General features: G+C 55.1%; 15 protein-coding genes and 4 tRNA genes. 10 read left to right on the forward strand and 9 right to left on the reverse strand.

The features are described 5' to 3' along the window. The first annotated feature begins 16 nt into the window (after positions 1 to 16). Entirely contained in the window at positions 17 to 1,411 is a 1,395-nt protein-coding gene (gene cysG, locus AACY09_RS13030) for a siroheme synthase CysG (RefSeq protein WP_339488541.1), read from the forward strand. 20 nt (positions 1,412 to 1,431) lie between these two features. Here cysG and AACY09_RS13035 read toward each other — a convergent pair whose 3' ends face one another. From AACY09_RS13035 to AACY09_RS13065, 7 genes are all read right to left on the reverse strand, one after another. Next, on the reverse strand, positions 1,432 to 2,433 hold the full coding sequence (locus tag AACY09_RS13035) for a glutathione S-transferase family protein (RefSeq protein ID WP_339488543.1): 1,002 nt from the start codon (positions 2,431 to 2,433) through the stop codon (positions 1,432 to 1,434). A gap of 122 nt (positions 2,434 to 2,555) precedes the next feature. After that, on the reverse strand, positions 2,556 to 3,539 hold the full coding sequence (locus AACY09_RS13040; protein ID WP_339488546.1) for a glycosyl transferase family protein: 984 nt from the start codon (positions 3,537 to 3,539) through the stop codon (positions 2,556 to 2,558). Then, a complete protein-coding gene (locus AACY09_RS13045) occupies positions 3,536 to 3,871 on the reverse strand; it encodes a TusE/DsrC/DsvC family sulfur relay protein (protein ID WP_339488549.1) in 336 nt (111 codons plus the stop codon). The genes AACY09_RS13040 and AACY09_RS13045 overlap by 4 nt, the downstream gene beginning before the upstream one ends. Next, complete coding sequence (gene tusB / locus AACY09_RS13050) at positions 3,868 to 4,167, reverse strand: sulfurtransferase complex subunit TusB (protein WP_339488550.1); 300 nt, start codon at positions 4,165 to 4,167, stop codon at positions 3,868 to 3,870. The genes AACY09_RS13045 and tusB overlap by 4 nt, the downstream gene beginning before the upstream one ends. After that, complete coding sequence (gene tusC / locus AACY09_RS13055) at positions 4,167 to 4,523, reverse strand: sulfurtransferase complex subunit TusC (RefSeq protein ID WP_339488551.1); 357 nt, start codon at positions 4,521 to 4,523, stop codon at positions 4,167 to 4,169. Before tusC ends, tusB begins: the two co-directional genes overlap by 1 nt. Further along, positions 4,524 to 4,916 carry a sulfurtransferase complex subunit TusD gene (tusD, locus tag AACY09_RS13060; RefSeq protein WP_339488554.1) on the reverse strand — a complete coding sequence of 131 codons (393 nt, stop codon included), beginning with the start codon at positions 4,914 to 4,916 and terminating at the stop codon, positions 4,524 to 4,526. Positions 4,917 to 5,027: 111 nt separating this feature from the next. Beyond that, positions 5,028 to 5,696, reverse strand: a complete 669-nt coding sequence (locus AACY09_RS13065) for a Bax inhibitor-1/YccA family protein (protein ID WP_339488557.1) — start codon at positions 5,694 to 5,696, stop codon at positions 5,028 to 5,030. 192 nt (positions 5,697 to 5,888) lie between these two features. On the opposite strand from AACY09_RS13065, the gene AACY09_RS13070 reads away from it, so the two are divergent. The 7 genes from AACY09_RS13070 to AACY09_RS13100 all read left to right on the forward strand — a co-directional run bounded on the left by AACY09_RS13070 (position 5,889) and on the right by AACY09_RS13100 (position 9,646). Beyond that, positions 5,889 to 5,976: transfer RNA gene (locus AACY09_RS13070), tRNA-Ser, on the forward strand. A gap of 151 nt (positions 5,977 to 6,127) precedes the next feature. Beyond that, positions 6,128 to 6,772: a response regulator transcription factor GacA gene (gene gacA / locus AACY09_RS13075; RefSeq protein WP_339488559.1), complete on the forward strand. Its 645-nt coding sequence runs from the start codon at positions 6,128 to 6,130 to the stop codon at positions 6,770 to 6,772. Further along, positions 6,759 to 8,597 carry an excinuclease ABC subunit UvrC gene (gene uvrC, locus AACY09_RS13080; protein ID WP_339488562.1) on the forward strand — a complete coding sequence of 613 codons (1,839 nt, stop codon included), beginning with the start codon at positions 6,759 to 6,761 and terminating at the stop codon, positions 8,595 to 8,597. The genes gacA and uvrC overlap by 14 nt, the downstream gene beginning before the upstream one ends. A 30-nt stretch (positions 8,598 to 8,627) precedes the next feature. Then, a complete protein-coding gene (gene pgsA, locus AACY09_RS13085) occupies positions 8,628 to 9,188 on the forward strand; it encodes a CDP-diacylglycerol--glycerol-3-phosphate 3-phosphatidyltransferase (RefSeq protein WP_339488565.1) in 561 nt (186 codons plus the stop codon). Positions 9,189 to 9,255: 67 nt separating this feature from the next. Beyond that, positions 9,256 to 9,331 (forward strand) — tRNA-Gly (locus tag AACY09_RS13090). A 42-nt stretch (positions 9,332 to 9,373) separates the two neighbouring features. Next, positions 9,374 to 9,447 (forward strand) — tRNA-Cys (locus AACY09_RS13095). Between the two features lie 112 nt (positions 9,448 to 9,559). After that, a tRNA-Leu gene (locus AACY09_RS13100) sits at positions 9,560 to 9,646 on the forward strand. A gap of 35 nt (positions 9,647 to 9,681) precedes the next feature. Here the strand turns inward: AACY09_RS13100 and mapR are convergent. Beyond that, positions 9,682 to 11,136 (reverse strand): GntR family transcriptional regulator MpaR, encoded by a 1,455-nt coding sequence (mapR, locus tag AACY09_RS13105; protein ID WP_339488566.1) that lies wholly within the window; start codon positions 11,134 to 11,136, stop codon positions 9,682 to 9,684. Between the two features lie 65 nt (positions 11,137 to 11,201). Next, positions 11,202 to 12,617: a cytochrome c oxidase accessory protein CcoG gene (ccoG, locus tag AACY09_RS13110; RefSeq protein WP_339488568.1), complete on the reverse strand. Its 1,416-nt coding sequence runs from the start codon at positions 12,615 to 12,617 to the stop codon at positions 11,202 to 11,204. A 322-nt stretch (positions 12,618 to 12,939) separates the two neighbouring features. Here ccoG and AACY09_RS13115 point away from each other — a divergent pair, with 322 nt between their 5' ends. Together AACY09_RS13115 and AACY09_RS13120 are read left to right on the forward strand one after the other, a co-directional pair. Then, positions 12,940 to 13,305 carry a CidA/LrgA family protein gene (locus AACY09_RS13115; protein WP_339488569.1) on the forward strand — a complete coding sequence of 122 codons (366 nt, stop codon included), beginning with the start codon at positions 12,940 to 12,942 and terminating at the stop codon, positions 13,303 to 13,305. Beyond that, the gene (locus tag AACY09_RS13120) at positions 13,302 to 14,036 is read left to right on the forward strand and encodes an LrgB family protein (protein WP_339488570.1); all 735 of its coding nucleotides are present in this window, start codon (positions 13,302 to 13,304) and stop codon (positions 14,034 to 14,036) included. Before AACY09_RS13115 ends, AACY09_RS13120 begins: the two co-directional genes overlap by 4 nt. Positions 14,037 to 14,329: the final 293 nt, after the last annotated feature.

A 14,329-nucleotide genomic window follows, 5' to 3' on the forward strand; every position in this document is an offset into this window, starting at 1 on the left:
GTCTGACGAGGCTGTCATGGATTTTCTCCCGTTGTTCCACAAACTCAAGGACCGCTTGGTTTTGGTTGTTGGGGGGGGCGAAGTTGCAGTGCGCAAAGCACGTTTGCTTGCCGATGCCGGTGCGCGGCTACGTGTGGTTGCGCCTGATATCCGCGCAGAACTCAGCGAGATGGTCGAGGCCGGCAATGGCGAATTGCTGCTGCGTGGCTATCTCGCCGAAGACCTCGCTGGCGTCACCCTGGTTATTGCGGCCAGCGATGACGAGCCACTCAATGCGCAGATTTCAGAGCAGGCCCAGGCGCTGGGCATTCCGGTCAATGTTGTGGATGCCCCAGCCCTGTGCAGCGTGATATTCCCGGCCATTGTCGATCGCTCGCCCTTGATTGTGGCAATTACCAGTGGCGGTGATGCGCCGGTGTTAGCCCGCTTGATGCGGGCTAAGATCGAAACCTGGATTCCCTCCACCTATGGCCAGTTGGCCGGATTGGCAAAGAAATTCCGGGCTCAGGTAAAAGCGTTGTTACCGAACGTGCAGCAGCGCCGGGTGTTTTGGGAGGACGTGTTTCAGGGGCAAATCGCCGAAAGCGTATTTGCCGGTAAATTGCATGAGGGTGAGCGCCTGCTTGCGGAAAAGGTGGCCGGCTCCACGCCGCAAATGCTCGGTGAGGTGTATTTGGTCGGTGCCGGCCCTGGCGATCCAGACTTGCTGACATTTCGCGCGCTGCGGTTGATGCAACAAGCCGATGTGGTGCTCTACGACCGCTTGGTCGCACCTGCCATTATCGAACTCTGTCGGCGTGATGCTGAACGCATCTATGTGGGCAAGCAGCGCGCTGATCATGCAGTGCCGCAAGATCAAATCAATCAGCGTTTGGTCGATTTGGCCAAGCAAGGCAAGCGGGTGTTACGCCTTAAAGGCGGTGACCCCTTTATCTTCGGCCGTGGCGGCGAAGAGATTGAAGAACTCGCCGCCCAGGGCATTCCATTTCAAGTGGTGCCCGGCATCACCGCAGCCAGTGGGTGCGCAGCGTATGCCGGGATTCCCCTGACTCACCGCGACCATGCCCAATCGGTGCGTTTTGTAACCGGCCACCTGAAAGATGGAAGCAGCGATTTGCCCTGGAGTGAGCTGACCGCTTCAAGTCAGACCCTGGTGTTTTACATGGGCTTGGTTGGTTTGCCGGTGATTTGCCAGCAACTGATCGCCCACGGCCGTGCAGCCAGCACGCCGGCGGCGTTGATTGAGCAGGGCACCACCCAGAATCAGCGGGTCTACACTGGCACCTTGGCTGATCTACCGCAATTGGTGGCTGACCATGAAGTTCGCGCGCCGACCTTGGTTATCGTTGGGGAAGTGGTGCAATTACGCGAGAAGTTGGCCTGGTTTGAAGGTGCTCAGGCTAAAGTCTGAGCACCAGCAATCAACAGCGTTCAGGCTTCGCTGTAGATGCCTTTGCCGGGTAAGCGCGCGCGGTCATGTGCGCGCATCAGGTCAAGCGTCGGTCCTTTGGGAACGATGCCGGTTGGATTGATGGTTTTGTGGCTGGCGTAGTAATGATGCTTGATGTGCTCGAAATCGACCGTTGGCGCAACGTTTTGCCATTGATACAGCTCACGCAGCCAATTGGACAGGTTCGGGTAATCCTCGATGCGCTTGAGGTTGCACTTGAAGTGACCGAAATACACGGCATCGAAACGGATAATCGTGGTGAATAAACGCCAGTCCGCTTCGGTTAAGTATTCGCCAGTCAGATAGCGGTTATGTTCCAGCACTGTTTCAAGGGTATCGAGTTCGGCGAACAGCTGATCAAAGGCTTCTTCGTAGGCATCTTGGGTTGTGGCGAATCCGGCGCGGTAGACACCATTGTTTACCGCAGGATAGATGCGCGCGTTGAGTGCGTCGATCTCGCCGCGCAGCGCTTGCGGGTAAAGGTCGAGCCGGTTATCAGTCAGCTCATTGAAGGCGCTGTTGAACATGCGAATAATTTCTGCCGATTCATTGCTGACAATGCGTTTTTGCTGCTTATCCCAAAGCACCGGCACAGTCACCCGGCCACTGTAGTTGGCATCGTCGGCGGTATAGCGCTGATGCAGAAACTCGAGATTGTCGAGTTTATCGCCGCTTGAGCCGGTGGCTTTGTCGAAGGTCCAGCCATTTTCCAGCATCAGCCAGCTGACCACCGAAACATCGATCAGCGACTCGAGGCCTTTTAACTGGCGGAAAATCAGGGTTCTATGGGCCCATGGGCAGGCTAAGCATACATAGAGGTGATAGCGTCCGGATTCAGCTTTAAAGCCACTGTCACCGCTCGGGCCGGCGGAGCCATCTGCGGTTACCCAGTTACGGCGCTTCGCGCTTTCGCGTTTGAAACGGCCGTCACCTTTGGTGTCGTACCATTGGTCTTGCCACTTGCCATCGACTAATAAACCCATGATCTGTGTCCATCCTCGCCTGCGAGACTGCCGAAGCGCCCAGCAGGCTTTAGTGATTAATGGCTCCAGTCTAACGCGGAAAAATCGATTGAAAGACGCAAAAATGCAGAGATTAAAATCAGTTATTTCGATGCAAGGCGAGCTTCCCAGTATCGTTCGCCACGCTCAAAAGCCTGCTCACGCGTTGCGCCAAGCCCGCGTAAGGCCAACGCCATGGTGCTGATAATCGCCATCTGAGCGTAGCTGTCGGTGGCTTCACCCTGCCAGACGCGCAGCAGGTGCTCGGGTTCAAGGCTCTCCGGCTTGACGTGGCGTTGTGGCGAAAGGGCGGGCCAATCTTCATCCCAGTTTTCACCACCGGCGGTGCCATACAAATGGCTTGTGGCATCGGGGTTGATTTCAATTTCGCCGCCTTCACCCTTGATCACGATCGCGCAATCGCCCAATAACTGGCTGGCTTCGCGGTGCACGGCCTGATAGCCGGGGTGAAAAATACTCTGCAAGCCGCAGCGCGCATTCAACGGGTTAAGAATCCGTGTGAGTGAGTGAATGGGCGAGCGCAGGCCAAGGGTGTTGCGCAGGTCGATCATTTTTTGCAACTGGGGCGACCAATCACCCAGTGGAATAAAGCCCAGTGCGTGTTGCGAGAGGGCTTGATCGACTTCCTGCCAGGAGCGACACAGTGGGATATCCAGTTGAGCGAGCAATTGCTCAGTGTACAGGCGGCCTGCGGTATGGGCGCCTCCACCGTGCATGACGATACGCACGCCATTGGCAGCAAGGGCTTTGGCTGCAAGCAAGAACCAAGGCAAGTGGCGCTTTTTCCCGGCGTAGCTGGGCCAGTCGATATCCACGGCTATCTGTGGCGCATGCAAGCGTTCGCGTACCGCCTGGGCAAAGCCTGCCATCTCTTCTGCGCTTTCTTCCTTGTGCCTGAGCAGCATCAAAAAAGCGCCGAGCTGGGTTTCTTCGACTTTGTCATCGAGGAGCATGCCCATGGCTTCATAAGCTTCGCTGCGGGTGAGGTTGCGGGCGCCGCGTTTACCTTTGCCTAGAATCCGAACGAATTGAGCGAAAGGGTGTTCTACAGGGGTTTGAAGATTCATAAACAATTAGTCGGCTTGGGCAGGCCCGCCAGTTTGGCGGCGAGTTTGGCTGGGGTGCCATTGAATAATCGATTGAGGTGCAAGCTATTGCCTTTGTCCGGGCCCAATTTAAGCGCTACATACTTGATCAACGGGCGATTGGCTGGGGATAACTGAAATTCGCTGTAAAAATCCCGCAGCAGTGTGAGTATCTGCCAGTGATCATCCGTCAGGGTAATGGCTTCACGTTGCGCGAGTGCGGCGGCAACCGGTTCGGACCAGTCACTCAGTGCACAGAGGTAGCCATCCTGGTCCAGGGCGATGTCGCGGCCTTCAACGATCAGCTCACTCATACCCAGCTGTTGACCTTGGCGAACTGCATGCTGAGGCGGACAAATTCCGGATACCCAATGACCTTTGCCCGCGCGGGCGCGCTGATTGAGCGCGCTTCGATATCCTCCTCGAGGGCGTAAAGCTCGATGGTTTCGGATATCTGTTCAAGTGCCTGCAGCGGCTCGGTATCGGCGAGCAGGGCGTACACGGCATCACCACAGAGCAACAGGCCATCGGCCTCGCCGAGCAGGCGCAAGCAGCTGCTGAGGCTTTCATCAGTGAACGGGGAGTCTGAGAGAACGTGTAAGGTAGGCATCAGATGGTCACCACGTTGTCGTAATGCTCAATAAGTGCGCGAAGCCCAGCATCGTCCAAAACCTCGGCGGGTAGGGTGATTGAGTCTAGCTGCATCCCTCGTTCTGCCAAGCTGCGCGCCGAGACATAGAGTGACTCGATACCGAACATGGGCAGGGCTTGCAGGTTGGCGCTCAAGTCTTTTTGCTGCAGAGCTTTGGGTTGTTGCCTGGGCTTGAGCTGCAGTGCACCGTCATCCAGAAACAGCATAGCAATGGGCAGGTCGAAGGCGCCGCCGGCCAAGGCGATATCCAGCACTTCGCGTGCACCCGGTCCAGACCACGGCGCCTGGCGGTTGATGATCAATAACGATTTCACTCAGGCACCTCCAAAGCAAATTAAGCGGTCGGCCACTTGTGCAGCTTCATGCAACTGGCCAAGACCTGAAAGCTGCCAAGGCGCTTGAATACTGGCTGCCGAGCGCGAATAACGCTGAGCTTCTTCGTCATTCAAGACGCCGCGACGCAATGCGGCGGCGATGCACACCACGCCATCGAGCTGTTGTTGCTCGACGAATTCGCGCCACTCTCGGGCCACATCAATTTCATCCTGGCCACTGATCGCTGTGCTTGAGGCGCTATACACACCATCTTGGTAGAAAAACAGGCGGACAATCTCATGTCCGTCGGCAATCACCGCCTGGGCAAAGCGCAGTGCGCGGCGCGAGGAGGGCTGATGAGCGGCGGAAAACAAAGCAATGGCGAATTTCATGGCGGGCCAGTCAGGTTAATCTTTTCGAATGATAAAGCCTGACGCGCCAAGATGCTCGCCATAGAAACGAAAAAGCCCGCACGAAGCGGGCTTTTTGCACTGGCGGATGAGTTAATCGTTGCTGCTCATGATGCCGAAGATCTGCAACAAGCTGATGAACAGGTTGTAGATCGATACATATAGGCTGATCGTTGCCATGATGTAGTTGCGCTCGCCGCCATGGATGATGGCACTGGTCTGGAACAGGATGCAGACCGATGAGAACAATACAAAGCCAGCGCTGATCGCCAGTTGCAGGCCGCTAATCTGGAAGAAGAAGCTGGCAACCATCGCACCAATCAGGACAAAGAAACCTGCAGTGATAAAGCCACTGAGGAAGCTCATGTCTTTGCGGGTGGTCAGCACATAAGCCGACAAGCCAAAAAACACCAGTGCAGTCATGGCAAAGGCAGCGCTCACCACTTCGGCGCCGTTGGCCATGCCCATATAGCGGTTAAGGATCGGGCCAAGGGTGTAACCCATAAAGCCGGTCAGGGCCAAGGTCGAAACGATGCCCCATGGCGAGTTACGCAGTTTTGCCGTCAGGAAAAACAAACCATAGAAACCAACCAGCACAACAATAAAGTTGGGGTAGGCAACGTTGGCGCGCTGAGCCAAGAAAGCAACCAGGCCGCTGAAAGCCAGGGTAATCGCCAACAACCCGTAGGTGTTGCGCAATACGCGGCTGACTTCTTGCTGTTCGACCAGCGAGGGGTCGATTGCGTAATTTTGTTGTTGCATGGCGTCACTCCTGTTAAAAAACGGTTGTTCCGTAAGCGATACTGACACCGATATTAGCACTGTGTTGAAAAAAAACGCTTCAGAGAGTTTGACAGCGTGTTTCGTTCGGGTAAGATTGCCGCCCGCAGTCAGGGAGAAGTGCATTAACAGCGTTAATGTGTTGATCTTAAACAGAACTGCGTATGCAATACTGGAAGCGTGGCCGAGTGGTTTAAGGCAACGGTCTTGAAAACCGTCGATGGGAAACTGTCCTAGAGTTCGAATCTCTACGCTTCCGCCATCTTTTTGTGAGAGGGCAGGCACCGACTCGGTGCTTGCCCTCTGACAGCGATTCACCACGCTAGTGATAGCGCACACGCTTAATAGGCAAGGCAGCCGCAAATAATCAAATGGACCGCTGTATTACACGGCACGTTTAGCGAGGTGTTCCATTGATTCGAGTGCTAGTGGTTGATGATCATGATCTGGTGCGTACCGGAATCAGCCGAATGCTGGCTGACATCGACGGTCTTGCAGTAGTCGGTCAAGCCGAAAGTGGTGAAGAGTCAATTATCAAAACCCGTGAGCTTAAACCTGACGTTATCCTGATGGACGTCAAGATGCCGGGCATCGGCGGTCTGGAAGCTACCCGCAAGTTGATTCGCAGCAACCCTGACGTCAAAGTTGTTGCGGTGACTGCCTGTGAGGAAGACCCTTTCCCGACGCGTTTGTTGCAAGCAGGTGCTTCTGGCTACCTGACCAAGGGCGCGGCGTTGGATGAAATGGTTCAGGCCATACGCATGGTGTTTGCCGGTCAGCGCTATATCAGCCCACAAATCGCTCAACAACTGGCGCTGAAATCGTTTCAGCCCCAGAGCAGCAATTCGCCCTTTGACCTGCTCTCCGAGCGTGAAATCCAGATCGCATTGATGATTGCCGGCTGCCAGAAAGTACAGAGCATCTCCGATAAGCTGTGCTTGTCGCCCAAGACGGTTAACACCTACCGCTATCGCATATTCGAAAAGTTGGCCATTACCAGTGACGTAGAACTGGCGTTGCTGGCTGTTCGCCACGGCATGGTCGATGCTTCCCAGTAGCGACTCCAAAGCGTTTGATTCCAGCGCTTTCTTAGCGACGTGCAGCGGGCGACCCGGTGTATACCGGATGTTCGATGCAGAGGGCAAGCTGCTTTACGTGGGTAAAGCCAAGAACCTCAAGAGTCGCTTGTCCAGCTATTTCCGCAAAACCGGCCTGGCCCCTAAAACGGCGGCGCTGGTGGCCAAGATCGTCCAGGTTGAAACCACCATTACTGCCAATGAAACCGAAGCCCTGTTGCTGGAACAGACGCTGATCAAGGAGTGGCGCCCACCCTACAATATTCTGCTGCGTGATGATAAGTCCTATCCCTATGTGTTTCTCTCGGACGGCGCTTTCCCGCGACTGACTATTCACCGCGGGGCAAAAAAGCTAAAGGGACGATATTTCGGACCTTATCCAAGCGCCGGGGCTATTCGCGAAAGCCTTGGGCTGCTGCAGAAGACGTTTCTGGTGCGCCAGTGCGAAGACAGCTACTTCAAGAACCGCACGCGACCCTGTCTGCAATATCAAATCAAGCGCTGCAAAGGGCCCTGTGTGGGTTTGGTTGAGCCTGAAGAATATGCAGAAGATGTACGCCACTCGGTGATGTTTCTTGAGGGGCGCAGCAATGCCTTGACCGACGAGTTGTCATCGGCGATGCAACTCGCCTCGAGCGAGCTGAATTTCGAGCGTGCAGCAGAGGTTCGCGATCAGATATCGCTGCTGCGCCGCGTGCAAGACCAGCAAAGCATGGAAGGCGGCACCGGTGATGTGGATGTGATCGCCAGCATTGTTACCCCGGGTGGTGCCTGTGTGCACCTGATTACGGTGCGCGGTGGTCGGGTGCTCGGCAGCAAGAATTTCTTTCCTCAGGTAGCGATCGAAGAAGACGGCAGTGCAGTGATGCTGGCGTTTCTTTCACAGTATTACCTGAGCAGTCACGAACGCGACCTGCCAACCGAGCTGATCGTTAATGTTCAGAATGAAGATTATCCGACGCTGATTGCTGCGATCGAAGCATCAAGGGGTCGTGAACTAGCGATTAGCTACCGAGTGCGGGCGACGCGAGCGCGCTGGCAGCAATTGGCGGTAACCAATGCTGAGCAGGCCTTGAGCGCGCGCTTGGCCAATCGTCAGCATGTGGCTGCACGCTTTGAGGCGCTGGCTGAGGCGCTCAAGCTTGATGAAATTCCACAGCGGCTAGAGTGCTTTGATATCAGCCACTCCAGCGGCGAGGCCACAGTAGCCTCCTGTGTGGTGTTTGGCCCTGAAGGCCCGATCAAATCGGATTACCGGCGCTACAACATTGAAGGTATTACCGGTGGTGATGACTACGCCGCCATGCATCAGGCCTTAACCCGTCGGTTTAGCAAAATCAAAGACGGCGAGGGCAAGTTGCCTGATATTTTGTTGGTTGATGGCGGAAAGGGGCAGCTGGCGATGGCCCGCGAAGTGCTTGAAGAGCTTGCCGTGCCGGAGTTGATTCTGCTCGGTGTGGCCAAGGGCACCACTCGTAAGCCCGGGCTGGAAACCTTGTACCTCAACGATGCCGCCCATGATTTCACCTTGCCCGGTAACTCTCCGGCGTTGCACCTGATTCAGCAAATCCGCGACGAGTCGCATCGTTTTGCTATTACTGGTCACCGCGCCCGGCGTGGCAAAACCCGCCGCACCTCCACATTAGAAGGGGTTGCCGGGGTAGGGCCCAAGCGCCGCCGCGAGCTGTTGAATCATTTTGGTGGCCTGCAAGAGTTGTCGCGTGCGAGTATTGAAGAAATCGCTAAATCCCCCGGCATTAGCAAAAAGCTTGCAGAGCTCATTTATGCGGCTTTGCACAGCGAGTAGAATGCTGGCTCACCTTGAACAGTTGCGCTGATGAATATCCCCAATCTGCTTACGGTACTTCGCGTACTGCTGATTCCCGTTTTTGTTTTGATGTTTTATCTTCCATTTTCATGGAGTTACTGGGCCGCTAGCCTGGTTTTTACTGTGGCCGCAGTGACAGATTGGTTGGATGGTTATCTGGCGCGCCTGTGGTCGCAAAGCACGCCGTTCGGTGCCTTTCTTGATCCAGTTGCCGATAAGTTGATCGTCGCGGTTGCATTGGTGTTGCTGGTAGCTGAGCACCATAACCTGTGGCTGACCCTTTCGGCGGCCGTGATTATCTGCCGGGAAATTGTGGTTTCAGCCCTGCGTGAGTGGATGGCAGAGATTGGCGCCAGAGCTCATGTTGCAGTCTCCAATCTGGGCAAGTGGAAAACCGCTGCGCAAATGGTGGCGTTGGTTATATTGCTGGCCAATCCTCCACTGATGACGGCTTGGGTTGCTCTGGGCTACGTCTTATTGATTGTCTCGGCAATTCTTACTTTGTGGTCGATGGTGCACTACTTAATGGCTGCATGGCCGCATCTCAGCCCCTCTGCCGAAAAGAAATAAACTTTTTTGAATCAAGGGGTTGACGTCGGGCACGGAAAAGATAGAATGGCGCCCGTCAACACGACAAGCGGGAATAGCTCAGTTGGTAGAGCACGACCTTGCCAAGGTCGGGGTCGCGAGTTCGAGTCTCGTTTCCCGCTCCAGTATTTAACGGGCCGTTTTTATAGCGGCCCGTTTAGTTTCAAGGCTGAGTAGCAGAGTGGTTATGCACCGGATTGCAAATCCGTGAACGCCGGTTCGATTCCGACCTCAGCCTCCAAATAGAAAGCCTCGTAGATCAACGATTTACGAGGCTTTTTTATTGTGACATAGGGACTTGCGAGGCCAGCCACGGCTGTATATAGTCCTCTCCCACGAAGCAAGCCAACACCGCCCCGATGGTGAAATTGGTAAACACAGCAGACTTAAAATCTGCCGACCGAAAGGTCTTGCCGGTTCGATTCCGGCTCGGGGCACCATATTCAGTACAAGCAAGCCCCGTGTAGCGAGTCGCTCACGGGGCTTTTTTGTGGGCGGAATCTTTGTCCGGTGCGCAGGGCTGAAACGAGGCGATTATTCGGCCTAACGTGGCCATGGCTTCTTCGCTCTGCGCTGTCCAGGGATGTCCACAGTTCAGGCGAGCGCAATTACCGAATTGGCGCGTTGCGGAAAAAATGGGGCCAGGTGCCAGGCTGATGCCTTGGGCCAGGGCCAGCTTGAACAGGTGCAATGCGTCTACCTGCTTGGGAAACTCGAACCAGAGAAAATAGCCGCCGGCAGGGCGGCTGACCCGTGTTTCAGCTGGAAAATGCCGGGCAGCTGAAGCGAGCATTGCATCCTGCTGGGTTTCAAGGCTGTGCCTGAGCTTGCGCAGGTGCCGGTCATAGCCGCCATGCTGCAGGTAATCGGCGAGTGCCGCCTGGGCAGGCACAGAAGGCGATATCGTCGTCATCAACCGCTGCCTGCTGACTTGCTGTGCGTATCGCCCAGCCGCAACCCAACCAATGCGGTAGCCGGGCGCCAGGCATTTCGAGAAGGAGCCGCAATGCATGACAAGTCCGTCGTCGTCATAGCTTTTTACCGGGCGCGGCGGTCGGGCGCCAAAATTAAGTTCGGCGTATACATCGTCTTCAATCATCGGCATCTGGTGTTGTTTAAGCAGTGCGTAGAGCGCACGCTTTTTATCATCGCTCATGCTCGCGCCGACCGGGTTCTGCAGACTGCTCATAAACCAGCAGGCTTTAACCGGCAGGTTCGACAAACTGTCTGCCAGGCATTCAAGATCAATACCTTCGCGTGCGTGCACAGGAATCTCAACCGCCTTGAGCTTGAGGCGTTCAAGTACCTGCAGTGTTGCGTAGAACGCAGGTGCTTCAATCGCAACTAGATCACCGGGTTGGGTTACACACTGCAGGCACAGATTGAGCGCTTCCATCGCGCCATTGGTGATCACCAGTTCCTCGACCGGTAGCAAGACCCCGCTGTTCATATAACGCAGGGCAATTTGTCGGCGCAGGCTGGGGTTGCCCTCGGTCATGTCAGCGATAACCGCACTGGCTGGCATGGCGCGCAAACTCTGCGCCATCGAGCGCGCGAGTCTTGCCAGGGGGAATAAGTGAGGCGATGGGAACGCCGAACCAAAAGGCACGGTATCGGGGTCTTTAAGTGAACCCAGCACCGAAAACACCAGATCACTGACATCAACTTCGGTGGTGTTTGCCCGCTGTTGATTGGCCTCCGGCTCAGGCAGTGGCTGTTGTGCGTGCAGGCGTACAAAGTACCCCGAGCGCGGGCGTGCCTGGATCAGGCCGCGGTCTTCCAGCAAGTAGTAGGCTTGAAAAATTGTAGAGGGGCTGACCCCAAACGTTCTGCTGGCGTGCCTGACCGAGGGCACGCGCTCACCGGGAATCAGCACCGCATTGCGGATCAGCTCTGCAATTTCATCCGCAACTTTTTCGTAGCGTTTCATGGGGGCCTGCGGGGTGGCTAGGGCAATGTCACACTTTACGGGTAGCGCGCTGTGCATGGGAATATTCAGCGACTGGCAGGTGAAATAAAGGTGCTGTCGGCACCGACCTGCTGCTCTGTGGCATCAACATTACTGACCATAAAGGTTAATCGCTCGGCACTGGTGACCTTGTCGGGTTGAAGCAGCACAACACTGACGGGCAGGTTAATGATCTCCCCGGCGGCTAGGCTCACCTCTTGCTCCCCTTGCAAGGAAAATGCCGGGTTATGTTTCAGTGTCAGCGTATAGCGTTGAGGGTGCTGGGTTTTGTTGATGATTTTCAGGCTGTAGATATTTTCGATCTGCCCTTCGCTATTCTCACGAAACATGGCCCTGTCCTTGGTGACATCAAGGGAAATCAATGGACGGATCTGAAGTGCCCATACGAAGCATGCAAGCATCGCCAGCAACACGGCTGCATAGGCCACCAGGCGCGGACGGAACAAGCGGGTTTTGCCGCCATTCAACGCGCGCTCAGAGGTGTAGCGCACCAGGCCACGCGCATAGCCCATCTTATCCATCACGGTATCGCAAGCGTCGATACAGGCACCACAACTTAGGCAATTGAGCTGCAAGCCGTCACGAATATCGATGCCGGTTGGGCAGACCTGTACGCAGATTGTGCAGTCGATGCAGTCACCCAGGCCTTGTGCTTGATGGTCACTGTCTTTGCGTCGTGGGCCACGGTTATCGCCCCGGGCACTGTCATAGGAAACCACCAGTGTGTTGTCATCGAACATGACGCTTTGGAACCGCGAGTAGGGGCACATGTCCAGGCAGACTTTTTCACGCAGCCAGCCGGCATTTACATAGGTGGCCGTGGTAAAGAAAAACAACCAGAACGCGGTAGAACCATCGATATTCAACCTTGCCGTGTCGACAATCAGTTGCCGGATCGGGGTGAAGTAACCTACGAAGGCCAGTGCTGTCGCCAATCCCACCGCTAACCAGAGTGTGTGCTTGGCGCTGCGTCGTAGCAGTTTATTCAGGCTCCAGGGCGCAGCATCCAGTTTCAGGCGTTGAGTGCGCTCACCCTCAGTAAGCTTTTCGATGCGCATGAATATCCAGGTGAAAACGCTTTGCGGGCAGGTATATCCACACCAGACACGGCCTGCAAACACTGTGATAAAAAACAGGCCGAACGCGGCAATAATTAGAATTGCCGAAAGCAGAACAAAATCCTGCGGCCAAAAGGTGGCGCCAAAAATGTAGAATTTTCGCCCAGAAAGGTCCCATAACACTGCTTGGCGGTCGCCCCAGTTAAGCCAGGCCGTGCCGAAGTAGATCAAGCACAAAAGCCCGGCGCCATAGAGGCGTAAATTGCGGTAAAGCCCGGTAAAGCTGCGGGTATGGATAACCCCGCCGGCCTGAGCAGGCGTAAGCCGCAGAGGGGCAGAAGGGGCAAGTGTGTCGATTACGGTGACAGGAATGCGATCAGTCATGGCTAGCACCTCACGGGCTGTATTTCAGGCGAGGGCCATGATCGGGACAATTCTGTACTGAGAACAGGCTCAGTTTTTTAAATAAAATACAGATCAGATGAGTTTTCGATTACGCGATTATCGCTGCCTAGCACGGTTTTCATAGCCTGCAGTTGATCTTCCGCAAGTAACGGTACAGATCGTAGCTAGTGAGAAAAACTGATCCGTTGTTTTTTACACCTTTTGAGTCTGGCGAGTGATGCAGCGCTAGGTCATAGTGGGCGTTTGGCTGACGCGCTTGCTGGCGTCTACGCAGCGGATATCGTTGATTAAGGAGAGTGCTGTGTTATTGCGAGGTCTGACCTGGTTGGTTCTGTTCCAGATAGTCGGCGTGGCTATTAATCATGCATTACTGCCAGCGCTGCCGGGGGCCATTATTGGTTTGCTGCTGTTGCTGGTCTTTCTGTTGATTCGTGGCAAGGTCGATGACTCACTTAATACAGCCGCTAATACCTTGCTGCAGTATTTACCGCTGCTGTTGGTCGTGCCTGCAACCGGCATTATTACCAGTAGCCACGAGTTGCTTGAAAACCTGATACCAATCGCCGGCGCACTCGTGCTGTCACTGATTGTCACCGTTCCCCTGTGTGGCTGGTTGATGCAAACCTTGGCGCGCAGGATCGAGCGGCGTTCGGATGATCGCTCATGACCGTCGAATCGGCTAAAAGCACCTGGTTGGTGGTGCAGCAGCATCCATTATTCTCGATCTGCCTGACGCTGATTGCCTTTCAGTTGGCACTGGCGCTGTACCGTCGCAGTGGCTGGTTGGTGCTTCAGCCGGTGTTAGTCTCCATGCTGATTGTGGTGTCGACCTTGTTGCTGCTAGGGATCGACTACAGCACCTACCGTCAAGGTGCAGCCCCCATCGCATTGTTGCTTGGCCCAGCCACGGTTGCCTTGGCTGTGCCCCTGTACCGTAATCTCAAGCGCATTCAGTTGCTGTTCTGGCCAATTATTCTGACGATTGCTTTTGGCGGGGTCTTTACCCTGCTGTTGACCCTGACCATTGCTCACCTGCTCGGCGCGGACTTGCCCATACTGCTGACCTTGGCGACTAAGTCAGTGACCATGCCGATTGCCATGTTGGCTGCCGATCAAATTGGCGGCATAGCGGCGTTATCTGCGGTATTTGTCATGCTTACCGGTGTGATTGGCACGGCCATTGGCCCGCCTATGTTGCGCTGGATTGGGGTCGACCATCCAGCTGCCCGGGGCATGACTTACGGTATGAATGCGCACGCAATTGGCACCGCAAGAGCGCTGGAGGAGGGCGAGGAATGCGGAGCGTTCGCTGCGTTGTCGATGAGTTTGCTCGGTGCGCTGACCGCAGTGTTTCTACCGCTGTGTGCGGGGTTGCTGGTCTGGCTTTACAGCAGTTGATTCAAACAGTTAGTTAGCAAAAAGCCCGCCGAAGCGGGCTTTTTGCTGATGGGGCTGATCCTTCAGCTGTTCCGATAATACGACTTATCTGTGAAAGTTTCGTGAAAAATTTGGCAAAAATAACAATAAAAATGGAACTTTTTGCCATTACTACGCCATTAGTCTGAGATTGCATTGTGCGACTGGCATTTATGCCGCTGGAGATGACCAAATCAGCATTCTAAGCAGTGCCAGCAATACCAAGCGTTTAACCCGATGACCAGCATTTGACGATACAGACGTTTACGCATTCG

Origin of the sequence: Pseudomonas sp. EL_65y_Pfl2_R95, assembly GCF_963971045.1 — a bacterium.
In the GTDB taxonomy this organism is placed as follows: domain Bacteria; phylum Pseudomonadota; class Gammaproteobacteria; order Pseudomonadales; family Pseudomonadaceae; genus Aquipseudomonas.